This window comes from Halorhabdus tiamatea SARL4B (genome assembly GCF_000470655.1).
Taxonomy (GTDB): domain Archaea; phylum Halobacteriota; class Halobacteria; order Halobacteriales; family Haloarculaceae; genus Halorhabdus; species Halorhabdus tiamatea.
Map to the genome: position 1 here is coordinate 2,261,245 of NC_021921.1, position 23,942 is coordinate 2,285,186.

Consider the following 23,942-nt stretch of genomic DNA (forward strand, 5'->3'; position numbering starts at 1 on the left):
ACTGAACGCAGCGATCGCCGACTCACCGCTCCGCCCAGAACCGATCGATCTGGTCGGGCAGGAACTCCGGACTCATGGTGACGAACTCCTCGCGTTCGGCCGGCGAGAGATACCCGTAGACCGAGTGGCGGGCGTCGGGTGTGTACCGCGCCCCGACGAAGGCCCGGACGCCGACCTCCTCAGCCCCGCGGATCACCCGGCCGATCGCCTGGCGGGCGCGCCTGACCGCCGGAATCGTCAGCGCGTACTCGAAGGCGTGGTCCTCGCCGAAGACGTCGCCGTAGGCGCGCTGGACGGCCCGGACGCGGGGCGAGCCGATGTTGACTAAGGGGACGCCGACGACCGCCGCCGCCCGGAGCTTCGCGCCGTCGTAGTCGACGCCCTCGGTGAGCGTCCCGCGGGTGCTCGTGACCAGCACCTTCCCCTCGCCGGCGAAGAACGATCCTTTGAGGTCCTCCGTCGCTTCGTTGCTGGAGGACTCGTCGACGAGGACGGGCTTCTCGACCGCGCCGTCGAGATACGCGCCGGCCCAGGTCGCCTCGCGGTAGTTCGGCATCGCGATCAGGACGTTGCCCGGGTTGCGAGCGATGGCCCGTAGGACGTGGGCGTACTCGTCTCGGGTCGAGTTCCACTCGTTGCCGAGCGGTTCCATCGTCGCTGGATCGCCACGATTTCGCGCGGTAAACGGCGTCGCGTCGACGATCCAGCTTGCCCGGTTCGCCGGCGGAAAGGAGAGGCCATAGGAACGGGTCAGGACGGAGCGACCGTCGTCCTGGTCTCCGGCTGGCTGGCCAGCGCCACCGCCCCCATCGCCACCCAGCGCGTCGAGCCCGGCCACGCGCGTGAACACGTCGAGCGGGGCGAGCGTCGCACTCATCAGGATCCCGCCGCCGACGTCGTCGAACGTCGACGCCAGCGATTCCGCCGGCAGACAATCGAACAGCGTCAGCCCGGCGGTGTACGTCGATCGCCAGCCTTCGATGCGCTGGTCGTCTCGTGGGGAGTGATCGAGTTCGATCTCCCGGAACGTCCTCGCGTGGTCGCGCTCCCACCACCGGCGGGCGATCACGCCGGCAGCGGCGACGACGGGCGTGCGCCCGATGCCGAGTTCCTCGCTCGCGTCCTCGACGGCCAGGCCGATCGTATCGAGTTGCCGGAAGAGTCCGCCGTCGTAGCCCGCCTGCTCGGCCCAGCGCGTGAGTTCGTCGGGTTCGGGCTCGTCGGGATCGCGGAGCGGGATCTCCAGGTCGTGGGCCGGCAACGCCGTCTCGTCGGCCCGCCAGCCTCGCCCCACTGCGTCGTCGAGATGGTCGGCGATCCGATCGTCGAGCCAGCCCAGCAGGTCGTCGTAGAAGTCCCGGGCACGCTCGACGGCCTCCAGGGGGACGTCCTGGCTGCCGAGGTGGGCCCGGACCTCGCGTTTGTGATCCCCGCTCTGGCGGGAAAGCGAGAGCAACTGGTGGCAGTCGTTGCGGGCCTGGACGATCGTCTGGCGACCGAGTCGGTCCGACAGCAGGTCCCGGACGCGCTCCTCTACGCGGTGGGCCTCGTCGACGATCACGAACGTCCGCTCGTCGAGGATGCCCTCGATTAACCCCCTGGAGGCGGGATCGAAGAGGTGGTTGTAGTTGCCGATCACCACGTCGGCGGCTCCGACGAGCGTCTGCATGGCGCGGTGGGGACAGGTCCCCCGTTCGACGGCCCCGGGCAGGTACTCATCGGCGGTGACGACCGATTCCGCGCCCGCGTCGAAGCCGATCGGTGAGCCCCGATTGCGGGCGTACCAGTCGGCCTCGAAGGGACAGTAAAGCGGCGGGTCCTCGCCGCCGATGTCGTCGGGGGCGGTCGGCTGGGTTCGGCGATAGGGCGACTCGGCCCCTGCTGTCGACAGCGCGCCCGCGACCGCCTGCTGACCGATCCCGCCGGGTCGGGCCGCTTTCGCCAGGTCGCTGCCCGTCTGTGGGTCCCACCAGACGTCGTCGTTCCGCGGGCGGATTACCGCGTCGGCGACGGGGCGATCGTCGCTCGATCCGTCGCTCTCGACGAGTTCAGCCGTGTTCTCTCGGAGGTCCTCACAGCGATCGTGAACCCCTGAATCCGGTGGAAACACGTCTTCCCGGCCATAGGGACAGAGGTCGCGCTTGCCAACGAGAGCGACGCCGGCGAGCGGTTCGTCGAGGCCGGCGTTGAGCTGTCGGAGGTCGGCGACGAACTGGCGGCGTTGCTGTTTGACCGGCGTCACCACGAGCAGGCGCTCGTAGTCGTCTTCGCGGACGAGTGTCGCACCGGCGGTGAGGGCGGCCATCGTTTTCCCGGTCCCGCACGGGCCTTCCATCGCGAGAAAGCCCTGTCGGCGACCGGCCGCGATCGCCGTCTCGATCGCGTCGGCCTGGTCGTCGTAGGGCTCTTCGAAGCCGAATCGCTCCCGCCAGGTCGCCTCCTCGTGTTCGCCCGTCCCCATCGATACGGGTACTGGACCCCGGTCGGGTTTGAACCCACGGATTCACGTGGGCGTCGCCTGTCACTGTGACCGCACTGGGCCCACACCGATAGGGATTTTTATACCGTGTGCCCTTCTACCCCCCATACGTGTCGTCGGCCGACGAGATCATCGAAGCCATACTCGCAGAGTCCGGGCCGGACTACGAGTCGTTCTCCTTCGAGGAGACACCGGGGGACACCCGGACCGACAGTCACTTCGTTACCGTCGAGTATCGCGGCGAGTCCTACGAGGTGGTCGTCAAACTCGCCCCGGAGGTCGATTCGACCTTCGCTGTCGAGCCGTTCCTCCACGAGTACGTCGCCGAACGGACCGACGTTCCACTCCCCGGTATCCTCGTCTTTAAAGAAGACCCAGAACAGGACGTTCCACCGTATTTCATCACCGAACGCATCCACGGCGACAACCTCGACGAACACTTCGAGGGGCTCTCCCTCGAGGAGCGGGGCCAACTCATGCGCCAGATCGGCGCGATCCTGGGTGACCTGCATTCGACGATCGCATTCGAGGGATACGGTCGGTTGGATCTCGAGAATGGCCGACTCGTCGTCCGAGACCTCTCCTGGGACTGGCAGGACTACTTCGAGGGGTTGACTGAGGGCCACATCGAGAAGCTAGGCGGGACGACCTTCGAGGACCTTCAGGAGACTGCTCGCGAACGCCTGGTCGATCGACTCTCAGCCGTGCCCCAGCAGGGCGTCCCGCGGCTCGTCCACGACGATTTCCGGCCGGGCAATCTCCTGATCGAACCAGACGGCCCCGAGATCACGGCAGTCCTCGACTGGGAACAGTCCCTGGCCGGCGATCCGGAGTATAACCTCGCGCAGGTCGAACTTCTCTTTATCGACTCGATCTTCCGGGACCGTGACGAGCGCGAGACTCTCCGAGAGTCCCTGTACGAGGGTTATCAGATCGAGACGGACTTCGAGGTAACGGAGAGCTACGAGGCCGTCAGGCCGCTGTATCAGTTCTCGACGCTCGTCTGGCGGATGGCCGGCTTCGATTCGATCTACGCCGACGCCTCGCCGCTGGCTCGAACCCGGGCCGAAGCCTACTACCGGGAACAGTTCACGACCCTCGCGCGGCGACTCGAGTCCGACCGGTAGGACCGTCGGAACGACGGGAGGGTCGATCGGAGCGACAATTCGGTGCGTGTGTTTTTCACCTGGGCCACCCACTGACCAGCCATGTCGAACGAGACCGAACGGCCGATCGAGGAGCGCGTCGGGACGGCCCTCGGCGAGCGCGGGGAGACCGTCGCGGTCGCCGAGTCCTGCACGGGTGGATTGATCGGCTCGCTGCTGTCTGATATTCCGGGGTCCAGTGACTACTTCGATCGATCGCTGGTGACGTACTCCTACGACGCAAAGCGCGCGGAACTGGCCGTCTCCCGGGAAGCTCTCGACGAGGAAGGGGCCGTCAGCGACCCCGTCGCGCGACAGATGGCCCAGGGCGTTCGCGACCGCGCGGACGTGACCTGGGGCGTCTCGACGACCGGCATCGCCGGCCCGACTGGCGGCACCGAGGACAAACCCGTCGGGACCGTCTTCATCGGTGTGGCCTACGCCGCGCCGTGGGACAGTGGCGAGTCGGCGACGCGGGTCCGCCGGTACAGCTTCGATGGAACTCGAACCGAAATCAAGCGACAGATCGCCGAGCAGGCACTCGCGGACCTGCTGGACGCGGTCGATGCAGGGCGTCTCTGATGGGTGGGTCGGTGACCAGCATCTCGCCGACATGAGAAACGCTTTCGGGGCCGGCCCCCGTCGCTTCGGTCGATGAACAAACGCGGACACGTTCTCAATGCCCTGCTTTTGAGTATCGGTCTCGGGTACGTGCTCGAACCGTCCGGTGACGTCGTCACCTTCGAAACGATCGCGGCCGTCACCGTCCCGGTCGTCCTGGGTGCGATGGTCCCGGACATCGACACGGCCTTTGGCCGCCATCGCAAGACGTTGCACAACCTTCTCGTCCTGGGAGTCGTCGCGGCCTATCCGGTATACTTCGGGAACCTCCAGTACGTCTGGATCGGGGTTTTGAGTCACTTCGTCCTCGACATTTTGGGATCGCGTCGCGGCCTCGCGCTGTTGTATCCGCTCTCGGACAACGAGTTCAACCTCCCGGTCGGCGTCCCGGTCGACAGCAAGTACGCCGACGCTGTGATGGCCGCCGTCACGGCTGTCGAACTCGCGACAGCGGCCGTGATCGTCTATCGAGTCCCTCAGTCTGCCCTCCAAGCCGGACTTCAGGCCGCCGGACTCGCGTGAGTGGCGGGTCAATAGACGCTCGCGTCGTCGAAGCGACCGTCGTAGACTGACTGTTCGGGGTGGGTCGCTTCCTGGCCCGACAGCAAGAGCCGATCGACCTTCTTGGCTGAGTTCTCCCAGCCCAGGTGTGCGAATTCGAGGGCCCGCCGGGCGTAGTGGTCGACACTCGATCGGTGTCGGGGCCTTCGGGACGCCCCATTCCGGAGGACTTCGACGAGGTCGGGCGCGTCGTCGATTTCCCGGTCGAAAGCCGTCCAGACTTCGCCGACGGTTCCCGGCAGGTGAGCGTACGACGACCCGAACGCAGGCAACTCGAACTCGCGTGCGATCGATGTCGCGCGGCGGTTGTGCTGGGGCCAGTGTTTCGGGTTGTAGGTCTCGACGGCGTCGATCACGTCCCGATGGCGCTCGATCTGTTTCGCTTCGAGACTGACCGTCAAAAACGAGGGATGAGGAACCAGCACGGCCGCGTTCTGGCGGTCGAACTCGGCCATCGCGGCCTCGAGCGTGATGAAGTCCGGGACTGGTTCGTCGAGGCCGATCGCGAGGACGTGCCGGCGATCCCGCCAGGTGCCGGTGAACACTTCGCGGCCGGGGACGACGAGCAGTTCGTCGTCGGAGTAGCGCTCGGCCGTCTTCTCGATGTCTTCCAGTTGCGTGAAATGTGGCGCGTAGACGAGGACATCCAGGCCACTGGCTTTGGCGCGTCGGACGACCGTTTCGTCGAGCACCTTGACGTGGAGATCGACGGCAGTCACGCCGTTGGGTTCTCTGCGGTCGAAGAAATCCGTTCTGGTTCGGCCGCGTCCGGTGGGTCGGTGTCGAAAGGTGGCTTTATGCCCCTCTCCCGATATACGTCAGGGTATGCCACGCTGGGAGTGTACGATCGAAGGCTGCGGGGAGACGTTCGATCGGGTCGAGGATCTGATCGTCCATCAGTCGACGGCTCACGAACGCATCGAGTGTGCGGTCTGTGGGACGGTCCTGCCCGACGGTTACTTCGCGATCCGTCACGCCTTCGAAGAGCACACGCGCGCGGAGTACGTCCGGTCGTACGACGCCAGCGCAGCCGACGTCCGCCACCGCGAGACCGTCAAGGAGACCATCGAGGAGGCGGCCGACATCCGCGAGGTCGTCGATCGGCTCGAAGGCGGCGACGGGCGGAGTTTTTGAGTCCTGGCCTCGGCCTGCAAATACTTTTGCCCCCGGCGGCGTAACCCATCGTCATGTACGTCCGGGACGCGAAAAACCGAGACGAAGTCTGGTTGTTAGACCGGATCGAGGAGATGGGCCTGGACGAGACGGCCTTTCGATCTCGCGATTACGTCATCGCGGTCGACGAACGCTCGAACGACCGGGCTGGATTCGGCCGGATCCGTCTCCACAAGAGCGACGACGGAGACGTCTGTGAACTCACGAGTATCGGGGTCCTCGAGTCCTGGCGCGACCAGGGTATCGGCGCTCACGTCGTCGAGCGACTGGTCCAGGAGGCCAGCGACCAGGACTTCGAGACGGTCTACTCGTTGACCGACGAACCTAACTTCCTCGTGCAGTTCGGCTTCGGCCCTCTCGATGCCGAGGATCTGCCGCCGTCGCTGCAAGACCGCCTCGAGACCAAACGCGAGACGATCGACGCCGACGTCGTCCCCGTCGAACTCGCTATCGAGGAATTCACGATGCCCGAACACCTCCGTGAGTCCTTCAAGTCCGCCGCCGAGAACGACGGCCCTGACGAACCCGAGGAGTCGGCCGAGGACTTCGGCATCGACCCCGACGAGGCCACGTACAAATACGACACCAGTCGGTAACGCGTCTGCTCCCGTGTGGCTGTCTTTCGACTGAGTTCTTCTCCGCTCTATTAGCCTCCCCAGACGCTGGTTCTGAAGCCAGTCGCTTGTCGTCTACTGTGCCACCACTAGATTATATAACCCGGTAGTACAATGATACACTCGATGACGGCAACCCAACTCCAGCGCGCACGCGACGGCGAGATCACGCCAGCGATGGAACGTGTCGCAGAGCGGGAGAACCGCGATCCAGTGTTCGTCCGCGAGCAAGTCGCATCGGGCGAGGCAGTGATCCCGACCAACCACGAGCACGACTCGTTGGACCCGATGATCATCGGGAAAGAGTTCTCGACGAAGATCAACGCCAACATCGGCAACAGTGAACCCGAGAGCGACGTCGAGACCGAGCGGGAGAAACTCCACACCGCGATCGAGTACGGGGCCGATACGGTGATGGATCTCTCGACGGGAGGGGATATTCCGGAACTCCGGGCCGGCCAGATCGAACACTCGCCGGTCCCGCTCGGGACAGTTCCAATCTACGAGGCGCTCAAGCAAGCGGGGTCGCCTGAGGAACTCACGGCCGACCTCCTTCTCGACGTGATCGAATCCCAGGCCGCCCAGGGCACCGACTACCAGACGATCCACGCGGGCATCCTCCGGGAACACCTGGCGCTGACCGACGGGCGAATCACGGGGATCGTCTCCCGTGGTGGGTCGATCCTCGCCGAGTGGATGGAGAGTCACGGCGAGCAGAATCCGCTGTACACCCACTTCGAGGAAATCTGTGCGATCCTCGCCGAGTACGACGTGACGATCAGCCTGGGCGACGGCCTCCGACCCGGATCGCTCGCCGACGCCAACGACGACGCCCAGCTGGCGGAACTGGAGACGCTGGGTGAACTGACCGAGCGCGCCCAGGCCCAGGGCGTCCAGGTCATGGTCGAGGGGCCGGGCCACGTCCCCTTAGACGAGATCGGCGAGCACGTCCGCCACCAGCAGGACGTCTGTGACGGTGCGCCCTTCTACTTGCTGGGGCCGCTGGTGACCGATGTCGCGCCGGGGTATGACCACATCACGAGTGCTATCGGCGCGACCGAGGCCGCCCGTCACGGTGCGGCGATGCTGTGTTACGTCACGCCCAAGGAGCACCTCGGATTGCCCGACGCCGAGGACGTCCGGGACGGTCTGGCGGCCTACCGGATCGCCGCTCACGCGGGCGACGTGGCAGCCGGGAAACCGGGCGCTCGCGACTGGGACGACGCCCTCTCGCAGGCCCGGTACAACTTCGACTGGCGCGAGCAGTTCACCCTCGCACTCGATCCCGGTCGCGCAAGGGAGTATCACGACCAGACCCTACCGGAGGACAACTACAAGGACGCCCGCTACTGCTCGATGTGTGGCGCGGCGTTCTGTTCGATGCGGATCGACCAGGATGCGAGAGACGGCGAAGAGATGGACGGACTGGACGCGGACGTTGATCTCGCAGACTCGCCCGCCGCTGAGGTGAACTTGCCGCCGACGGGCACCCACGACACCAGCGGTCTCCCGACCGTGCCCGAGGCGCTGTGTGACCACGCCGGGGGCGCGAGCGCGTCCGGAGACGACTGAGCGAAATCACGGCAAAACCCGTTCCGAAACCAACCGTTACCCGGACCTCGTGGTAATCACCGGTATGTCACAGAGCGATCCCGACGCCCAGCGGAACGTGGTGGGCGAGCCACTCGAACCCTGTAGCAACACACTCTCGACCGGGTATCAGCGCGACGGCCACTGCACCGCGGTTCCCGGCGACCGCGGTAGCCACCATCTCTGTGCGAAGATGACTCAGGACTTTCTGGAATTCTCGCGAGCGCAGGGCAACGACCTGATCACGCCGCGGCCGGAACTAGACTTCCCAGGATTGAATCCCAAAGATCACTGGTGTCTCTGTGTCGGCCGCTGGCTGGAAGCTCACGAAGCCGGCGTCGCCCCGCCGGTCGTCCTCGAAGCCACGAACGAAACAGTGCTGGAAGCAATCGATCTGGAGACACTGGAAGCCCACGCGATCGAGGAGTGAGGGGCCGACTGGCCGTTTCCAGTCAGACCGAGAACGTCGCTTCTCGCTCCCGACTAACTGCCTCGGGTTCGACGGTCTCGCCGTCGATTTCGACCGGTCGTCCGCTCGCGAGTTTGCCGAACTTCGGTCCCTCCGGGACGCCCGCTTTCGCTGCGAGTTCGGGGTCGAAGGCTTCTTTCCTCGCGACGACGCGCTTCTCTCCGACGGTCACCTCATCGTAGTCCGACCGTAGGACGTCTGCGAGCGCTTCGATCAACTCGTCGAGGTCGTCGCTGTCGGCGATAGCGGCACGGTCTCCGACGAGCGTGGCGCTCTGCTCCGTGGTGAACGCGAGCGCGACGCCTTCGACGGCCTCGCGGGTCGCCTCCCGGTCGATCCCCTGTGCTTCGTCCAGCAGATCCTTGGCCATCTCGATGACTTCGAAATCACCGTCGAACCCGCGGGCCGGGTCGCCGAATCGGAGTCCGTCGTCGACGGCTGTCAGTCGGTCCTCGACGCGGCGGGCGAAGGACAGCGGGACGCCCTCGACCGCTCGGAGCCACGTCTCGCCGACGATTTCGTAGCCAAGTTCGTCGATCGCTCGCTCGAGACGTGGGCGGTCCCCATCGATCAGGGCGTATTCGGCCCTGCTCTCCTCGAAGGCCGCCCGGAGGACGTCCTCGTTGTCGAGCGGATCGCCGAGTTCGTCGAGTCCCCAGTCGGCAGCGATGTGGCCCACGACCCAGTCGGTCTCGCGGACGATCCGCTCGAAGCGCGGGACGTAGTGGTTCCCGTCGAACCCGACGAGGTGCCGGCGGGCGCTGTCGTCACTGTCTTCTTGAGGCGCGTCGACCTCGACGCCACGCAGGTCGAGGATCGCGCGAGCGACCGCCCGGGCGGCGTCGGGGTCGTCCCACTGGTCGGGCCCGCTGCCGACCTCGACGAACATCGACGGTACGCCCACGTCGGTCGGGCCGTGGTGGGTACACTCCATGCCGATTTCGTAATTCTCCGGCGCGTGCTCGGCGAGCGCCTCGAGAACCTGGCTGTGTGCGTTCGGGGCGGCGCGAGCGAGGTCCCGGTCCGCGCCGCCGTACTCGGCCGGCCCGACGTTGCCGGTGTGGTGGGCGGTCAGCAACGGGCCGGTCTCCCCGGAGTGCCGGGACGCGAAGACGACGAGGTCGGGATCGTCGAAGGCCGCGGCGACGCCGTCGAGTTCGAGATGCCATTCCTCGAAGACGCGCATCTCGACGCCGTCGATCCGGTAGACGTCACCGCCGCCTTCGCCCGGAGATCGACTCTCGTCACGGCTTGTCGTCCAGTCCGTCACGTCGAGCAGCTGCTCGAAGATGTGTTCCGAGGCGCGATCCGCAGTCGAGACGACGACGGCGATCATGGATAGTCCTGCTTCGAGCGTCTTCCTTTACTCGATGTCGAAGTCGCTCCGGCGACCCAGCGCCGTCTGGACCACCTCGGCGGTCATGCCGAGCATCTCCCTGACTGCCTGGCGGCGACGGATGAACATCGCCAGCCCGACGAGGAGGTAGACGGCTGTGTACCCGAGCAGGATCTGGTGGCTGAGTGCTTCAGGGTGGGCCAGCGAGAGGACGTTCAACACCAGGAACTCGGCGACAACCTGGCTGACGAATAGCACGAGCAACGCCACGGCCTCACGGAGGCTGATGTTGAAGTTGACCAGGATCGCCAACGCGAAGAACGATTGGGCGGCCGTGATCCAGATCTCCAGGCTCTGCTTGTAGTCGAACTCGAGGACGCCGACCCCGCCCGCCGCGATCGAGTAGACGACCGCGAGGGTTCCGATCAACAGCGTCCACTGGTTGAGCTTCGAGGAGATCAGGGCGTTGAACCCGGCCGAAGACCGGGCTTTGTTGACCAGATAGACCACGACGATCAGCTCGGGGGATTCGCTGGCCAGCGGGGCGATCCACTGGATCATGAAGAAACTCGGGACGCCGTACTGGAGGCCGAGTTCTTCGAGGCCGTGGGCGAAGGGCTCGACGGCGATCAGGATCATGATGCCCGAGTAGACGAACAGCCCCAGCACGGTCGCGATCCGCTTTGGCTTGCGGTAGGACTGGAGGTAGCCCGGGACGCCGATCTGCTCTTCTTCCGTTTCGATGCCCGAACGAATGATGATCAGGATGTAGCTCACGTACAGGCCGACGAGGACGACGGTGTCGATCAGGTCGATGCCGCCGCCCAGCGGGACGAGAAACGCCCACAGCGTCGCCAGCCAGAGGAACGTGATCTCGGTCGTCAGCGCCTTGTCCAGGGTCACGACGTCGGCGAGGAAGCCGGATCGCTTCTCGACGTTGTCGTCCCGGACTGAGTAGGCGCGATAGACCGTGAACAGCGCGATCCCGGACCACCCCAACCCGATGAGAATCCGGTTGGCCCCGGTCATGTTCGCGATGGCGAGGTTGCCGGCCTCCGCGCCTGCGGCCGTTCCGGCTCCCGCGCCGGCGTTCCAGGCGTACAGTGCGTCGACGGCGTACTCCGGGGCCACCGCCAAGACTGCGAGGACGGCGAGTGCGAACGCCCGTGGGACGTCCTTCTCGGCCGTCTCGGCTCCCCACGCGAGCAGGAACGACGCGCCGACGACGGCCAGCCCGGTCACCAGGACGGTGAGGGCCGTCGAGAGGGCGATCCCCGACTCGATCGGGACAGCGTCGAGTCCAGCGGCGACCCGTGACAGTTCGACGACGACCCACGGCAGCGTCAGTGCGAGTGCAGCGGCGACTGCCGTCAGCGGATGGCGTAGACGAGACACACTGAGAGCTTACCCCTGCGAAAATAATGTCTTGCGGTGTCGAGTGGCCGTGTCACAGGGTGACACACTCGGTCGAAGTCGTCGCCCGACTCCTCCCCAGAGCCTCCCGTCAACCGTCGTGGTTTTGACGCTCCCGGTCGTCGGCCCCGCCATGGACGTCTACGGACTCCTGGGCAATCCAGTCGAACACTCGCTGTCGCCGCCGATGCACGAGGCGGCCTACGACGAACTCGGCATCGACGCACGGTACGTCACCTTCGAGCCCCCGGTCGACGCGGCACGCGAGGCCGTCGCGGCGGCCGAGACGCTCGGTGTCTCTGGACTGAACGTCACGATCCCGTTCAAACAGGACGTCCTCGGGGCGGTCGAGGCCGACGACCTGGCTTCCCGGATCGGCGCAGTCAACACCATCGACTTCTCGGGCGAACGGCCGACGGGGCACAACACCGACGCGCTCGGCGCGGTGCGGGCCTTAGAGCGCCACGACGTGGCGCTCTCCGGGCAGGCGGTCGTCGTCGGAGCGGGCGGGGCCGGGCGGGCGATCACCTTTGGCCTCGCCGACGAGGGCATGGACGTCGCGATCGCCAACCGGACCGTCGAGACGGCCCACGAACTCGCCACAGAGGTTCCGGGAGCGAGCGGCCACGGGCTCGACGCGCTCGACTCCCTTCTCGCAGACGCGGACGTCCTCGTCAACGCGACCAGCGTCGGCATGGACGAGGACCGATCGCCGGTCCCCGCTACGGCACTCCACGCCGGCCTGGCGGTCCTCGATGCGGTGTACAGCCCGATCCAGACGCGGCTCCTCCGGGAGGCGGCCGCAGCGGGTTCGACGACCGTCGATGGCGCGTGGATGTTGTTGTTCCAGGGCGTCGAGGCCTTCGAGCGCTGGACTGGCCGAGATGCGCCTGTCGACGTGATGAATGCGGCGCTGCGTGAACGCCTTTAAGTCCTGGCGTGTGTATCTACCCGTATGGCACTCTTCGACCAGATCAAGGAACTTCTCGGCCTGGGATCGGGGGGATCCAGCGCGGGGACATCGGAACAAGGACCAGGTAGTCGTGACGACGTCGCCGTCACGGTCGAGCACGAACCGGACACCGAAAGCGAGGACGCCGTCAAAGGAACCGGCCCGGAACCGACGAGTGAGACGGCCGGGGACACGTCGAGTGCGGGCGCGACGACCGACGGCGAGGCGGACACCGAGGCGGACGTGACGACCGACAGAGAGGCAGATACCGAAGCGGACGCGACGGAATCGACGGAGGGCGACGGAGACGAATCCGAGGACACTACCAAGACGGCGTCGTCTGGGGAGCCTGCGGCGGAGACAGCAGAGACCGAAGCACACACGGACGAGGCGGCAGAAACATCTGCGTCTGAACCGGCGTCGGCGAGTACCGAGGACGTCCAGTCGATCAATGGCATCGGGCCGGCCTACGCCGAACGACTCGCGGAGGCGGACGTCGAGACAGTCGGGGACCTTGCGACCGCTGACGCTGACGCCGTCGCCGAGACGACCGGTATCGCTCTCTCCCGGGTCGAAGGCTGGATCGAACAGGCCAGCGAGTGAGCCTTCGGATCTAGGTAGTCCAGCGATTCCTGCCCCGATCGTAACACGATTAGTGGCCCTCCGTGTGTGTTGGCGCAATGACGACCCCGGAACTCGTGACCGACCTGGCGACCTTCCGCGAGCGTGCGGCGGGAGCCGATCCCGGCGATCGTGTCCCGGTCGAAGCACGGGTCACAGTCGCTGATCCCTTCGAGGCCTACCGGCGTGCGCGCCAGGTATCGGGTGGTTGTTTTCTCGAGACCAGCGGCGGTACCGACGGCTGGAGTTACTTCGGCGTCGAGCCGTTCGAGTGGCTGACCGTCGATCCGGGCAGTGACACGATCGGGACGCTCGTCGATCGACTCGACGAGGAGCACCTTCACCGGCGGGGAACAGACGTCCCCTATCCGTGTGGGACCATCGGGTGGCTCTCGTATGACGTCGCCCGGGAGATCGAGGACCTCCCCGGGTCGGCCGAGCGCGACCGGGATCTGCCGCGGCTGCAAGTGGCCTTCTACGACACACTCGCCGCCTGGCAAGAGCCCGCCGAATCGCCGGTGACACTCCGCGTGACGGCGTGTCCGAGGGTCGAGAGCGACCCGGACGCGGCCTTCGAGCGGGGACGCGAGCGCGCACTCGATCTGGCCCGGCGGGCCGTCGACGGGGATATCGACGTTCAGGACCCGCCATCGGCGGGGACGGTCCGCTTCGAGAGCGATACCGGCCGGAATGCCTTCACCGACCGCGTCGACCGCGTCAGGGAGTACATTCACGAGGGCGACACCTTCCAGGCCAATATCTCCCATCGCCTGACTGCCCCGGCGGCGGTCCACCCTGTCGACGCTTTCGAGTCGCTTCGTGCCGGGAACCCGGCTCCATACTCGGCGCTGCTGGAATTTCCGGCCGCCGATCTGGTGAGTGCGAGTCCCGAACTCCTCCTCCATCGCGAGGGCGACCGGCTCGTCACTGAACCCATCGCCGGGACGCGGCCGCGGGGAGAGACGCCCGCGGAGGACCGCGATCTCGAGGCCGACCTCCGCGCGGACGAAAAAGAGCGGGCCGAACACGCGATGCTGGTCGATCTCGAACGCAACGACCTGGGGAAGGTCAGCGAATTCGGGAGCGTCGACGTCCGGGAGTACCGGCGGGTGGATCGCTACTCCGAGGTGATGCATCTCGTCTCGCTCGTCGAAGGACAACTTCGGGACGACCGGGATCTGGCCGACGCGATCCGCGCGGTGTTCCCCGGGGGGACGATCACCGGCGCGCCGAAACCACGGACGATGGCGATCATCGACGAACTCGAAGCGACCCGTCGCGGCCCCTACACCGGCAGCATCGGGATCTTCGGCTTCGACGACCGGGCGACACTGAACATCGTCATCCGGACGCTGGTCCGCCAGTCAGAGGCATACCACCTCCGGGTCGGCGCGGGGATCGTCCACGATTCGGTGCCCGACCGGGAGTACGACGAGACGCTCGACAAGGCCCGGGCGCTGGTGACGGCCGTCGGCGACGCGCTCGATCGGGACCTCTCGGTGGACGGCGTTCGTCCCACCGATCGAGGCGACCCCACTCCGGAGGGATCTGAATGACTGGTCCGATCCTCGTCGTCGACAACTACGACTCCTTTGCGTACAACCTCGTCCAGTACGTCGGGACGGCGCTCTCGAGTGGCGTTTCCCCCCACCTGCGACCTGCGGACCCCCGCGAAGCCGTCGTCGTCAGGCGCAACGACGAGATCGACGCAGCCGGAATCCGCGACCTCGATCCGGCCGGGATCGTCGTCTCTCCGGGGCCGGGGACGCCAGCGGATGCCGGTGTCTCGAAGGCCGTTTTCGAGCTCAACTATCCGGCGTTCGGCGTCTGCCTGGGCCATCAGGCGCTGTGTGCCGCCCGCGGTGCCGCGGTCACGCACGCCCCCGAGGTCGTCCACGGCAAGCCATCGACGATTACCCACGACGGCCGAGAGCTGTTCGCCGACCTGCCGGCGGGGATCGACGTCGGGCGGTATCACTCGCTGGCGATCGAACGCGAGGGACTTCCCGATCGCCTCGAAGAGACGGCCTGGACCGACGACGAGTCCCGCGTGGTCATGGGCGTCCGCGACCGCGAGCGGCCACACGTCGGCGTCCAGTTTCACCCCGAGAGCATCCTGACGGACGCGGGCCAGCAACTGGTGACGGCCTTCTGTGAACGCGCACTCGGGGGTGAGTGGGCGTGAGCGATTCTCCCGACGAGCGGCGATATCACGTCGACGGGGAACTCGTCCCGGCCGAAGAGGCGACCGTGAACGTGCGCGATCGCGGGTTCATGTACGGCGACGGGGCCTTCGAGACGCTCCGGGCCTACGGCGGCGAGGTCCTCGCCTGGGACGCCCACGCCGACCGCCTCGAACGCACCTGCGAGCGGCTGGGATTCGCTCGGGCGATCCCGCCACGGGACGACCTCCGTGATCGAATTGCTGAGACGCTCGCGGCCAACGACCTCGCCGACGCGTACGTCAAACTCTCGATCTCCCGGGGCGTCCAGGCCGGGAAACTCACCCCAGACCCCGCGGTCGACCCGACGATCGTCGTGATGGTCGATTCGCTCCCCCGGGGCGGCATCGACGGCGACCCGGTCTGGGACAGTCCGGCGACCGTCCGGACGGCCGAGACTCGGAAGATCCCCGACGATGCGTTGCCAGCGGCTGTGAAAACGCACAACTACCTCAACGGGATCCTCGCCCGACTCGAACTCCAGCAGGGGATCGACGGCGACCCGGCCGACGAGGCGCTGCTGTTCGACACCGACGAGTATCTCGCGGAAGGAGCGACGAGCAACGTCTTCTTCGTCGCGGGTGGCGTCCTCTACACGCCGACGGCCGACCAGTCGATCCTCCCCGGCGTGACTCGCTCGATGGTCCTGGACCTCGCCCGTGAGGAGGGACTGCCGGTCGAGACGGGCCGCTACGAGCGCGAAGAGCTGCTTGGGGCTGACGAGGCGTTTCTGACGAACACGACCTGGGAACTCCGCCCGATCGAGGCCGTCGACGGCGAGTCGATCGGTGCCGGCCCGGTGACTCGCCTGCTCGCCCGACTCTACGATCGGCGCGTCGAGCGATCGTGTTACGAGTAACGGTCTCGAACGGCGGTGCAGTCACGGTCGCTCAGTCCGTCCGGGGCAACGTGAACGCGCCGAGCCCGAACGTCACAATCGCGAGCACCGACAGGATCGCGAGGTTGACGGCCGGATCGGGGCCGGCGGGCCAGACGGCGACGACCGTTCCCTCGACGCCTGCGCCGGGGTCGGTCACGACCGCTCGGACACCTCGTGAAAAGTACGTGAGCGGCGAGAGCTCGATCAGCGGCCGGAACCACTCCGGGAGGAGTTCCGGCGGGACGAACGTCTCCGAGAGGAAGAGCAGCGGGAGCGCAAGCGTATTCGACGCGGCGATCACGCCGTCCTGAGAATCGGTGAAACTCCCGAGCAACGCGCCGATACCACAGAACAGCGCGACGCCGATGACGAGGAACGGAACCAGCCACGGCGAGGGGACGATCGTCGCGCCGGTGACGGCCACCATCACCGCGAGGACCAGCACGGCCGCGACGCCGATGATGGCGACGTTGACGATCGTCTGGGCCAGCAACCACTCCGCCCGCGACAGCGGCGTGGTCGCCAGCTTCTCGAAGCGACGGCCGTCGCGGTGGCGCGCGACCTCACTCCCCACCCTGGAGAGCGGTGTAAAGAGGACGACGACCGCGAGATACCCCGGGACGTAGTACGCCGGCGGTTCGGTGAAGAGGCCACCGCCGGTGGGCTGGGTCTGGACCAGCGCGCCGAAGATGAGGACGATCAGGAGCGGAAACAGGAACGTAAAGAAGACCGCCGTCCGGCGACGGAGAAACGCCCGCGTCGCCGCGCGGGTCTCGCTCGCGATCCGACCGAGTCGGCTCACGACGATCCCTCCGTGGGGGTTGCTGACGCGCTCGGGTTGTCGGCCCCCGTTTCGGTCTCGTCGTCGAGTCGCCGTCCGCCGCGGCCGACAGCAGTCCCCGTGAGTTCGAGGTAGACGTCTTCGAGGGCCGGCTCGCTCCAACTTAGCGACTCGGTTTCGATCCCCGACTCCGTGAGCGCGTCGACGACGTTGCCGATCTCGGTCGGGGCGACGTCGAACACCCGCAGATCCCCATCGGTGATCGCGGTTCGGTAGCCGAGGGTGGGCGCGTCTGCTTCAGCGAGCGGCGTGGGCGTCTCGATCGTCAACCGACTCTCGCCGCCGTGGGCGTCGATAAGTGCTGTGGGCGTGTCCACGGCGACCACCGACCCGTCGGCGAGCAGTCCCACGCGGTCGGCCAGCCGGTCGGCCTCGTGCATGTCGTGGGTCGTCAGAAAGATCGTCGTGCCGTCTGCGGCCAGCGCTTCGAGGAGATTCCAGAGCTGACGTCGCCCGGCAGGATCGATCCCCGTCGTCGGCTCGTCGAGGACGAGCAGATCGGGGTCGTTGACGAGCGCGCTCCCGACGCAGACCCGGCGTTGCTGGCCGCCCGAGAGATTTTCGTAGTAGGTGTCGGCGCTCTCGACCAGGCCGACGTCCCGGAGGACGCGCCCGGGTGCGAGGGCGTCGTCGTACAGCCCGGCGTAGTATTCGAGTAGCTCACGAGCCGTCAGGCGCTCGTGGGGCGAGAACGACTGGGGAAGCGAGCCGAGTCGCGACCGGTCGATCGCGCGCGGGTCCTCGCCGAACAGCGAGACTGTACCCTCGTAGTCGGTCGTCCCCGTGATCGCCCGGGCGAGCGTCGTCTTGCCCGCGCCGTTTGGCCCGACCAGTCCGAATATTTCACCAGCGTCGACCGACAGCGAGACGGAATCGAGTGCAACAGTGTCGCCGTAGGTTCGCCGGACCTCCTCGATCGCGATGGCACTCACGCTTCGATCACCACCGACCACTCCTATAGTCGATTCGGTTCCCGACAGTCGGTCGCCACGCGAGCAGGACGACCGAGACGACGAAGATCGCCGTCGAGAGGTCGTAGCCGCCGCCGAAGACGACCGTCGCGAGCGCCGTCGATCCACCGATCGTGCCGGCCAGCGGGACCACGACGGCGGCCCAGACGCAGGAGACACACGAGAAGAGTCCGAGGATCGCGGGCAGCACGCCGGCGGCCTCGACGACCAGTGTGTATACGAGGTAAGACAACGTAATGTATCCCAGGACCTTGTAGGGCAGCAGCGTCACCGAGAGGCCGGCGAGATCAGCTGAGACGACTGGGGCCCAGCCGGGCGGGAACACCAGCGGCCGGATCGAGAGGGTGGCGGCGTCGGTCATGGCCGTCGAGACAAGGCCACCGAGATATGTGAGGAGGAGGGCGTAGCCGGTAGCGACCGCGCCCCCGAACAGTTTCCGCCATCGTGGGGCGTCCGGTGGTCGGACTGTCGCGAGCGCCCACAGGGAGACGTTGATCCAGACGAACGGGTAGACGTACAGCCTGGACGACGCCAGATCGAACACCTGGGCGTCGGCGACGAAGAGATAGCCCAACAGGAGGAGTATCTCGACGTTGATCAGCGTCGCCCACCGGAGGACGCCACGCTTCGAGACCGTCGGGAGCCGTCCGGGGAGGGTGGCCGTACTCATATCGCCATCGCGTCGATCACGACCGCGACCAGCAGTGCCCCGAGGAAGGCGTTCGAGGCGTGAAAGGCCCGGAAGGCCGCGTTCGTCGTCCGTTCACGATGCAATCGGATAACTGCCCACAGGAAGACGGCCCCGACGGCCGCGACCGTCGCCCCGTAGAGGACGCCGAGGTTCGCGAGCGCGGCGAGTCCGCTGGCTGCCAGCAGCGTCGCGCCGAGATACAGCAGGATGTGCTTGTGAGTCTCCGTCTCGCCGCGGACGACCGGCATCATCGGGAAGCCGCCGCGCGCGTAGTCCTCGCGGTAGGCCAGCGCCAGGTTGTAGAAGTGCGCCGGCGTCCACAGGAAGATGATCCCCGCAAGCGCCAGTCCGGGGACGCCGATCGTCCCCGTCACGGCGACCCAGCCGATGAGTGCCGGTAGCGCGCCCGCAAAGCCGCCGATGACCGTGTTCTGGACGGTGTTTGGCTTGAGGACGAGCGTGTAGACGACGCTGTAAAAGAGGATCGCCGCGAGTCCCAGCGCAGCGGCGAGCAGGTTGATGGTGGCGAAGACAGCAAGCGAGAGGACGGACAGGGCGAATCCGAAGGCGACTGCGTTCCGGATCGGAATTCGATCCGTCACCACCGGCCGGTCGGACGTTCGCTGCATCCGCTTGTCGACGTCGCGTTCGAGGACGTGGTTGAAGGTTCCGCTGGCACCGATCGCGAGGACGCCGCCAGTCAGCGTGGCGAGGATCGTCCCCACCGTCAGCGCCGGCCCCGCCGCCAGTGCCATTCCGGCGGAGGCGACCAGACACAGCAGCCACATCAGGCGTGGCTTGGTCAGTCGAACGTACGCTCGCACCGTCGCGAGCAGGCCGGTCTGCCCGCCCGGGGGAGTCGCCCCGGCTTCCTCACTGCCGGCCGACTCCGTCACCTCCGGCGGCTGTGGGACGCCGTCCGGTCGGTCCGTCGGATCGCCGTACTCCGTCTCGAGGTGCCAGGCGAGTGCGAGGACCAGCGTCGTAAAGAGCGCCATCGCGGCCCCGAGGTGGACAATCGGCGCGATTCCGGTCCCGCCGGTCACCGTCACGACGGCTCCGAGGCCGACCTGGGCCGCGAACAGGACGACGGCGACCGCGAGCGCCACCCGGACGCGCCGGTCCTCGAGCCGTTGTATGCCGATCGCTGCAGTCCCGAGGACTGCGAGGCCGACAACGGCTGCGAGCAGGCGGTGGCCCCACGCGACCGCGAGCGCCGGCGAGTCGGCGGTCGGGAGTCCACAGGCCGGCCAGCTCGAGCAGGCGGCCGCGGCGTCGGTGATCGCGGCCGTCGCGCCGGCGATCACGAGCAGATAGACGCCGACGATCGTCCCGGCCAGCAGCGTCGACAGCGGGACGCCGTCGGTTTGGTTTCCTACCACTGTTCTGTGACTCTCCGTGGCGGGCATTAGTTAGGCTTCGCTCCGCTGCAACACTTGTCGGGTTCGAGCCCCGGGGTTCGTGTGCGGGTCGAAAGAATCGCCGAAATTCGCCGGATGAACGCTCTTTATGAGCAGCTACCCCGAAGCCCGAGCCATGACTGAGACGCGCAACGGCCTGGTGGCGACCCTGGTGGTGGTCGGGCTGGCGACGCTCGTCCCCTCCGTGGCCGCCCAGACCGGGGGATCCTCGACGACGGACGGCCTGATCTGGGGGCTCAACACCGAGTTGCTGGCGGTCGCGATTCCGATTACCATCCTGGTCGAAGCCATCCTGTTCTATACTGTCTGGCGCTTCCGTGCCGCCAAGAGCGAGGGGGCCAAACCGACCCAGGAGAACCGCCGACTCGAGGTCACCTGGACCGTCACGACCGCGATCGTCCTGCTGTTCGTCGGCGTCGCCTCCTACGGCGTTCTCGCCCAGGACCACGTCACCGACACAGGGCCGTCCGAAGACGCCCTCGAGGTCGACGTGATCGCCGAGAAGTACAGCTGGACGTTCCACTATCCCGAGCAGAACGTCACGACGATGGACACCCTCGTCCTTCCGGTCGATCAGGAGGTGCGGCTCAACGTCACCTCGACGGACTGGATTCACTCGTTTCACGTCCCCGATATGGGCCTGAAACAGGACGCCTTCCCCGGTGGGTCGAACCACCTGACGACAGAGCCGACCGAGACGGGGTCCTACCAGCTCTACTGTGCGGAGTTCTGCGGTGTCGGCCACTCGAGCATGCTCGGGACTGTCGAGGTCAAGAGCCAGGAGGGCTTCCAGGACTGGCTCGATCAGCAGTCCGAGTAAGGGCTCCCGGCTGAATTGATGAGTAGCGACTGATTTCTCCGGTTCAGTTCTCGCGGTCGATCGCGCTTCGGGGTTGTTTTGGGTCGCGGGTCACAACCTTCTCACGATGGTTCGGTACTACGAGGACTTCGCCGTCGGTGATTCCTGGACGTTCGGGACGCGAGACGTCACCGCCGCGGAGATCACGGACTTCGCCCGCCAGTTCGACCCCCAGCCGATGCACGTCGACAGCGAGGCCGCGAGCGATGGCCCCTTCGACGGCCTGATCGCGAGCGGGTGGCACACCGCCGCGCTGTCGATGCGCCTGCTCGCGGACGGCCTCTTTCTGGACGCCGCCGGCCGTGGCGGGCTGGGCGTCGACGATCTGGAGTGGCGGACGCCACTGCGGCCGGGCGACGAACTCACTGTCGACGCGGAAGTCGTCGCTCGTGAACCGCTCGACGACGAGCGCGGCGAGGTCGACTTCGCCGTCCGGACGACGAACAGCGACGACGAGGAAGTCCTCTCGATGGTCGTCAAAGGGCTATTTGCGCGGCGGGACGCCGAAGACTGATTTTCCCCACTCGATCCCACTCTCTCATACGGACAGTTGTAATTCGTTACCGCCCTGGGGATACCAGATGACGGGGTTCGAGGGGCGATCGGACGAGTATTCCATACATGCCGAAAATAGTTACAACTGTCCGTATCAGTCGTCTGCGGGCACTGCCTGTGGACTCGTCGCCTCGGCGATCGCCGGCACGAGCCCGTGGATCGACGCCGTGAGCGCCCGCGATTCGAGGTCGCGATAGCACGCTCTCGCGTCTGGGCCGGCGTGGTTCCGTTCAGTTGGCGGGCGCGTCTCGACCAGGATCGGGCGCGCGCTCGATTCGGCGAGGTCGAGGACGGTCGAATCGGGGCCGACGACGGGATCGGCCAGGACTGTCGCCGCGGCGCTCCGGCAGTGCTCGCGGGCCGCTTCGAGCGCCGCTTCGTCAGGGCTCGAAAGCGGCGGGACGGCGATCGCCTCGACACCGAGTTCCTCGGCGACCGACAGCGCGGCGTCGCCGCTGGGAAGCGGGCCGGCAGTCACCTCGAAGCCGGCCTGCCAGAGCGTCGTGATGACGCGGGCAGCGGTCGCGCCGTTGCCGAGGACATGAACCTGGGCGTCCCGGTCGCGTCGCGGTTCGGCGATGGCGGTCACGCTGGGGGTGCCGGTGACGGCGTCCGGCGTCACGGCCGTCCGGGTGTCGAAGGCGGGCTGGAGGTGCTCGTCCGTGAGGACTGTCTCGGGGTCGCCGACGGCCTGGACGTCCCCGTCGGCGAGCAACGCCAGGCGGTCACAGTACCGCGCGGCGAGATCGAGGTCGTGGATCGCCGCGATGGCCGTCTTGCCCCCCGCGACCAGATCGGCGACGAGTTCGAGGACCCGGACCTGGTGGTTGATGTCGAGGCTGGCGGTCGGTTCGTCCAGGACGAGCGCCGGCGTGTCCTGGGCGAGCGCGCGAGCCACGAACGCCCGCTGGCGCTCGCCGCCGCTGACGGCTGTGATCGGCCGGTCTCGGAGGGCTACCATTTCGGTCCGTTCGAGGGCACGATCGACGGCTTTCCGGTCGGCTTCGTCACCCGTCAGGTCGGTCCGGCCCCGGTAGGGTGTCCGTCCCATGCGGACGACATCCTCGACGGTGAACGCGAAGGAGACGGACGTATCCTGGGGGACCGTCGCGACACGGCGGCTCACGCCTCGGGGTCCGAGGTCGGCGACTGGGGTTCCGTCGAGGCGAACCGTGCCACCGGCCGGCTCGAAGACCCCGTTGATCGCCCGGGCGAGCGTCGTCTTGCCGGCCCCGTTCGGGCCGACGAGGCCGAGGAACTCGCCGGACGCGACCGAGAGCGAGACGTCTTCGAGGACATCGAGATCCCCAAACGAGACACTGATGTCCTCGACAGCGATCGTCGCTTCCGTGTCTGTGCGATCGGCGTGTGTTCGTTGTCCGGTCATAGTTCGTGTACCTCCCGGCGACCCAGCAGATAGAGGAAGAAGGGCGCACCGAGCGCCGCGGTAACGATCCCGACGGGCAGCTCGGCGGGGCCCGACCGCGCGACGGTGTCCGTCGCGACGAGGAAGGTCGCGCCGGCCAGTGCGCTCGTCGGCAGCAGAATCCGGTGGTCGGGACCGACGAGCAGGCGCATCACGTGTGGGACGATCAACCCGACGAAGCCGATGACGCCCGCGACGGCGACCGCCGCGGCCGTGAGGACACTCGAGAGCGCCAGCAGGATTCGTTTGGTCCGCTCGACGGCGATACCGACGGTCTGGGCGTCCTCCTCGCCCAGCATGAGTACGTTGAGGTCTCGGGCGTAGGCGAACAGCCCGACGAACGTCACCACCGCCACGGGGAGGGTCACCTCGACTTCGGCCCAGGAGCTGTTGTGAAGATGCCCCATCAGCCAGAAAACGGCCCGATCGAGACTCTCACCGGCTTCTAACAGGAGATAGGAGATCACGGCACCCAGGAACGTCTGGACGGCGACGCCGGCGAGCAACAGCGTCGCGACCGGCGTCCGACCGTTCTCGGTCGCGATCGCGTAGACGGCGAAGGCCGCTACGAGCGCGCCGACGAACGCAGCCCCCTGCAGTCCAAAGGGGACAGCCACTGGTACGGCGATGGTCGCCACGGCCCCGACCGCCGCGCCGGCCGAGACGCCGATGATCGACGGGTCGGCCATCGGGTTCCGGAAGAACCCCTGCATGACCGCCCCGGCACTCGCGAGCGCGAACCCGACGACTGCGCCGAGTGCGATCCGCGGCAGCCGGATCTGTCGGACGATCGTCTCGGCCGTGCCGGGGACGCCGAACGAGAACGGGTAGGTGTAATGGACGTCGACAACCGGGGCTGGCATCGACAGTCCGAGGACCGACGCCTCGCTGATTCCGACATCGAGGCCCGCCGGAATCCCGACAGCGTTGAGCGAGGCCTTCGCGACGGTCGATACGTCTATCGCGACCGGCCCGACGGTCGCACTCACGACTGTGACGACGACGAGTGCCACCGTCAACCCGGCCGTCCAGACGCCGATTCGGAGTCCGATCCGCATTGACGACAAGTTGAGTTGCATTAGATAAATATTTATTGGATAAG

At 66.9% G+C, this 23,942-nt stretch carries 24 protein-coding genes; 14 read left to right on the forward strand and 10 right to left on the reverse strand.

The genetic code is table 11. The features are described 5' to 3' along the window. Positions 1-22 precede the first annotated feature (22 nt). Positions 23-2,461 (reverse strand): ATP-dependent DNA helicase, encoded by a 2,439-nt coding sequence (locus HTIA_RS11100; protein WP_020936373.1) that lies wholly within the window; start codon positions 2,459-2,461, stop codon positions 23-25. Between the two features lie 128 nt (positions 2,462-2,589). Here HTIA_RS11100 and HTIA_RS11105 point away from each other — a divergent pair, with 128 nt between their 5' ends. From HTIA_RS11105 to HTIA_RS11115, 3 genes are all read left to right on the forward strand, one after another. Then, positions 2,590-3,606 carry a phosphotransferase family protein gene (locus HTIA_RS11105; RefSeq protein ID WP_008523776.1) on the forward strand — a complete coding sequence of 339 codons (1,017 nt, stop codon included), beginning with the start codon at positions 2,590-2,592 and terminating at the stop codon, positions 3,604-3,606. An 81-nt stretch (positions 3,607-3,687) separates the two neighbouring features. Then, the gene (locus HTIA_RS11110; RefSeq protein WP_008523773.1) at positions 3,688-4,206 is read left to right on the forward strand and encodes a CinA family protein; all 519 of its coding nucleotides are present in this window, start codon (positions 3,688-3,690) and stop codon (positions 4,204-4,206) included. Between the two features lie 72 nt (positions 4,207-4,278). Then, entirely contained in the window at positions 4,279-4,767 is a 489-nt protein-coding gene (locus HTIA_RS11115) for a metal-dependent hydrolase (RefSeq protein ID WP_008523771.1), read from the forward strand. 8 nt (positions 4,768-4,775) lie between these two features. Here HTIA_RS11115 and HTIA_RS11120 read toward each other — a convergent pair whose 3' ends face one another. Continuing rightward, positions 4,776-5,525: a PHP domain-containing protein gene (locus HTIA_RS11120; RefSeq protein ID WP_008523770.1), complete on the reverse strand. Its 750-nt coding sequence runs from the start codon at positions 5,523-5,525 to the stop codon at positions 4,776-4,778. Between the two features lie 106 nt (positions 5,526-5,631). On the opposite strand from HTIA_RS11120, the gene HTIA_RS11125 reads away from it, so the two are divergent. From HTIA_RS11125 to HTIA_RS11140, 4 genes are all read left to right on the forward strand, one after another. Next, a complete protein-coding gene (locus HTIA_RS11125; RefSeq protein ID WP_008523769.1) occupies positions 5,632-5,940 on the forward strand; it encodes a DUF7565 family protein in 309 nt (102 codons plus the stop codon). A gap of 53 nt (positions 5,941-5,993) precedes the next feature. Continuing rightward, entirely contained in the window at positions 5,994-6,575 is a 582-nt protein-coding gene (locus HTIA_RS11130; protein ID WP_008523768.1) for a GNAT family N-acetyltransferase, read from the forward strand. 144 nt (positions 6,576-6,719) lie between these two features. Next, complete coding sequence (gene thiC, locus HTIA_RS11135; RefSeq protein ID WP_008523767.1) at positions 6,720-8,165, forward strand: phosphomethylpyrimidine synthase ThiC; 1,446 nt, start codon at positions 6,720-6,722, stop codon at positions 8,163-8,165. 64 nt (positions 8,166-8,229) lie between these two features. Beyond that, positions 8,230-8,613 carry a DUF2237 family protein gene (locus tag HTIA_RS11140; RefSeq protein WP_008523766.1) on the forward strand — a complete coding sequence of 128 codons (384 nt, stop codon included), beginning with the start codon at positions 8,230-8,232 and terminating at the stop codon, positions 8,611-8,613. Between the two features lie 22 nt (positions 8,614-8,635). Here the strand turns inward: HTIA_RS11140 and HTIA_RS11145 are convergent, their stop codons facing one another. Both HTIA_RS11145 and HTIA_RS11150 read right to left on the reverse strand, forming a co-directional pair. Then, a complete protein-coding gene (locus HTIA_RS11145; RefSeq protein WP_020936375.1) occupies positions 8,636-9,988 on the reverse strand; it encodes a D-aminoacyl-tRNA deacylase in 1,353 nt (450 codons plus the stop codon). 27 nt (positions 9,989-10,015) lie between these two features. Then, a complete protein-coding gene (locus HTIA_RS11150) occupies positions 10,016-11,383 on the reverse strand; it encodes a sodium:calcium antiporter (protein ID WP_008523764.1) in 1,368 nt (455 codons plus the stop codon). A 151-nt stretch (positions 11,384-11,534) separates the two neighbouring features. Here HTIA_RS11150 and HTIA_RS11155 point away from each other — a divergent pair, with 151 nt between their 5' ends. From HTIA_RS11155 to HTIA_RS11175, 5 genes are all read left to right on the forward strand, one after another. After that, positions 11,535-12,332 (forward strand): shikimate dehydrogenase, encoded by a 798-nt coding sequence (locus HTIA_RS11155; RefSeq protein ID WP_008523763.1) that lies wholly within the window; start codon positions 11,535-11,537, stop codon positions 12,330-12,332. A 24-nt stretch (positions 12,333-12,356) separates the two neighbouring features. Next, complete coding sequence (locus HTIA_RS11160) at positions 12,357-12,956, forward strand: helix-hairpin-helix domain-containing protein (RefSeq protein ID WP_008523762.1); 600 nt, start codon at positions 12,357-12,359, stop codon at positions 12,954-12,956. 77 nt (positions 12,957-13,033) lie between these two features. Further along, positions 13,034-14,530, forward strand: coding sequence for an aminodeoxychorismate synthase, component I (pabB, locus tag HTIA_RS11165; protein WP_008523760.1), 1,497 nt, complete (start codon positions 13,034-13,036; stop codon positions 14,528-14,530). After that, positions 14,527-15,159 carry an anthranilate synthase component II gene (locus HTIA_RS11170; RefSeq protein ID WP_008523759.1) on the forward strand — a complete coding sequence of 211 codons (633 nt, stop codon included), beginning with the start codon at positions 14,527-14,529 and terminating at the stop codon, positions 15,157-15,159. The genes pabB and HTIA_RS11170 overlap by 4 nt, the downstream gene beginning before the upstream one ends. Beyond that, on the forward strand, positions 15,150-16,055 hold the full coding sequence (locus tag HTIA_RS11175; protein WP_008523758.1) for an aminotransferase class IV: 906 nt from the start codon (positions 15,150-15,152) through the stop codon (positions 16,053-16,055). Before HTIA_RS11170 ends, HTIA_RS11175 begins: the two co-directional genes overlap by 10 nt. A gap of 31 nt (positions 16,056-16,086) precedes the next feature. On the opposite strand, the gene HTIA_RS11180 is transcribed toward HTIA_RS11175, so the two are convergent. From HTIA_RS11180 to HTIA_RS11195, 4 genes are read right to left on the reverse strand one after another with little or no spacing between them, the layout of a single operon-like run. Continuing rightward, entirely contained in the window at positions 16,087-16,878 is a 792-nt protein-coding gene (locus HTIA_RS11180; protein ID WP_008523757.1) for an ABC transporter permease, read from the reverse strand. Further along, positions 16,875-17,849, reverse strand: coding sequence for an ABC transporter ATP-binding protein (locus tag HTIA_RS11185; protein ID WP_021029496.1), 975 nt, complete (start codon positions 17,847-17,849; stop codon positions 16,875-16,877). Before HTIA_RS11185 ends, HTIA_RS11180 begins: the two co-directional genes overlap by 4 nt. Positions 17,850-17,856: 7 nt before the next feature. Continuing rightward, positions 17,857-18,558: a DUF7546 family protein gene (locus HTIA_RS11190; RefSeq protein ID WP_008523755.1), complete on the reverse strand. Its 702-nt coding sequence runs from the start codon at positions 18,556-18,558 to the stop codon at positions 17,857-17,859. After that, positions 18,555-19,988, reverse strand: a complete 1,434-nt coding sequence (locus HTIA_RS11195) for a heme o synthase (RefSeq protein ID WP_008523754.1) — start codon at positions 19,986-19,988, stop codon at positions 18,555-18,557. Before HTIA_RS11195 ends, HTIA_RS11190 begins: the two co-directional genes overlap by 4 nt. Before the next feature lie 127 nt (positions 19,989-20,115). Between HTIA_RS11195 and coxB the strand changes: the two genes are divergently transcribed. Next, positions 20,116-20,820: a cytochrome c oxidase subunit II gene (gene coxB / locus HTIA_RS11200; RefSeq protein WP_008523753.1), complete on the forward strand. Its 705-nt coding sequence runs from the start codon at positions 20,116-20,118 to the stop codon at positions 20,818-20,820. Between the two features lie 106 nt (positions 20,821-20,926). Next, complete coding sequence (locus HTIA_RS11205; RefSeq protein ID WP_008523752.1) at positions 20,927-21,373, forward strand: MaoC family dehydratase; 447 nt, start codon at positions 20,927-20,929, stop codon at positions 21,371-21,373. 135 nt (positions 21,374-21,508) lie between these two features. Here HTIA_RS11205 and HTIA_RS11210 read toward each other — a convergent pair whose 3' ends face one another. Together HTIA_RS11210 and btuC are read right to left on the reverse strand one after the other, a co-directional pair. Next, the gene (locus HTIA_RS11210; protein WP_008523751.1) at positions 21,509-22,801 is read right to left on the reverse strand and encodes an ATP-binding cassette domain-containing protein; all 1,293 of its coding nucleotides are present in this window, start codon (positions 22,799-22,801) and stop codon (positions 21,509-21,511) included. Continuing rightward, on the reverse strand, positions 22,798-23,898 hold the full coding sequence (btuC, locus tag HTIA_RS11215; protein ID WP_008523750.1) for a vitamin B12 ABC transporter permease BtuC: 1,101 nt from the start codon (positions 23,896-23,898) through the stop codon (positions 22,798-22,800). Before btuC ends, HTIA_RS11210 begins: the two co-directional genes overlap by 4 nt. Positions 23,899-23,942: the final 44 nt, after the last annotated feature.

What these genes read in the sequence shown, in the direction of transcription:
- HTIA_RS11100 (WP_020936373.1), bottom strand. Translation starts at nt 2,461, where the DNA reads ATGGGGACGGGCGAACACGAGGAGGCGACCTGGCGGGAGCGATTCGGC.
- HTIA_RS11110 (WP_008523773.1), top strand. Translation starts at nt 3,688, where the DNA reads ATGTCGAACGAGACCGAACGGCCGATCGAGGAGCGCGTCGGGACGGCC.
- HTIA_RS11115 (WP_008523771.1), top strand. Translation starts at nt 4,279, where the DNA reads ATGAACAAACGCGGACACGTTCTCAATGCCCTGCTTTTGAGTATCGGT.
- HTIA_RS11125 (WP_008523769.1), top strand. Translation starts at nt 5,632, where the DNA reads ATGCCACGCTGGGAGTGTACGATCGAAGGCTGCGGGGAGACGTTCGAT.
- HTIA_RS11130 (WP_008523768.1), top strand. Translation starts at nt 5,994, where the DNA reads ATGTACGTCCGGGACGCGAAAAACCGAGACGAAGTCTGGTTGTTAGAC.
- thiC (WP_008523767.1), top strand. Translation starts at nt 6,720, where the DNA reads ATGACGGCAACCCAACTCCAGCGCGCACGCGACGGCGAGATCACGCCA.
- HTIA_RS11140 (WP_008523766.1), top strand. Translation starts at nt 8,230, where the DNA reads ATGTCACAGAGCGATCCCGACGCCCAGCGGAACGTGGTGGGCGAGCCA.
- HTIA_RS11145 (WP_020936375.1), bottom strand. Translation starts at nt 9,988, where the DNA reads ATGATCGCCGTCGTCGTCTCGACTGCGGATCGCGCCTCGGAACACATC.
- HTIA_RS11155 (WP_008523763.1), top strand. Translation starts at nt 11,535, where the DNA reads ATGGACGTCTACGGACTCCTGGGCAATCCAGTCGAACACTCGCTGTCG.
- HTIA_RS11160 (WP_008523762.1), top strand. Translation starts at nt 12,357, where the DNA reads ATGGCACTCTTCGACCAGATCAAGGAACTTCTCGGCCTGGGATCGGGG.
- pabB (WP_008523760.1), top strand. Translation starts at nt 13,034, where the DNA reads ATGACGACCCCGGAACTCGTGACCGACCTGGCGACCTTCCGCGAGCGT.
- HTIA_RS11170 (WP_008523759.1), top strand. Translation starts at nt 14,527, where the DNA reads ATGACTGGTCCGATCCTCGTCGTCGACAACTACGACTCCTTTGCGTAC.
- HTIA_RS11190 (WP_008523755.1), bottom strand. Translation starts at nt 18,558, where the DNA reads ATGAGTACGGCCACCCTCCCCGGACGGCTCCCGACGGTCTCGAAGCGT.
- HTIA_RS11195 (WP_008523754.1), bottom strand. Translation starts at nt 19,988, where the DNA reads ATGCCCGCCACGGAGAGTCACAGAACAGTGGTAGGAAACCAAACCGAC.
- coxB (WP_008523753.1), top strand. Translation starts at nt 20,116, where the DNA reads ATGACTGAGACGCGCAACGGCCTGGTGGCGACCCTGGTGGTGGTCGGG.
- HTIA_RS11205 (WP_008523752.1), top strand. Translation starts at nt 20,927, where the DNA reads ATGGTTCGGTACTACGAGGACTTCGCCGTCGGTGATTCCTGGACGTTC.
- HTIA_RS11210 (WP_008523751.1), bottom strand. Translation starts at nt 22,801, where the DNA reads ATGACCGGACAACGAACACACGCCGATCGCACAGACACGGAAGCGACG.
- btuC (WP_008523750.1), bottom strand. Translation starts at nt 23,898, where the DNA reads ATGCGGATCGGACTCCGAATCGGCGTCTGGACGGCCGGGTTGACGGTG.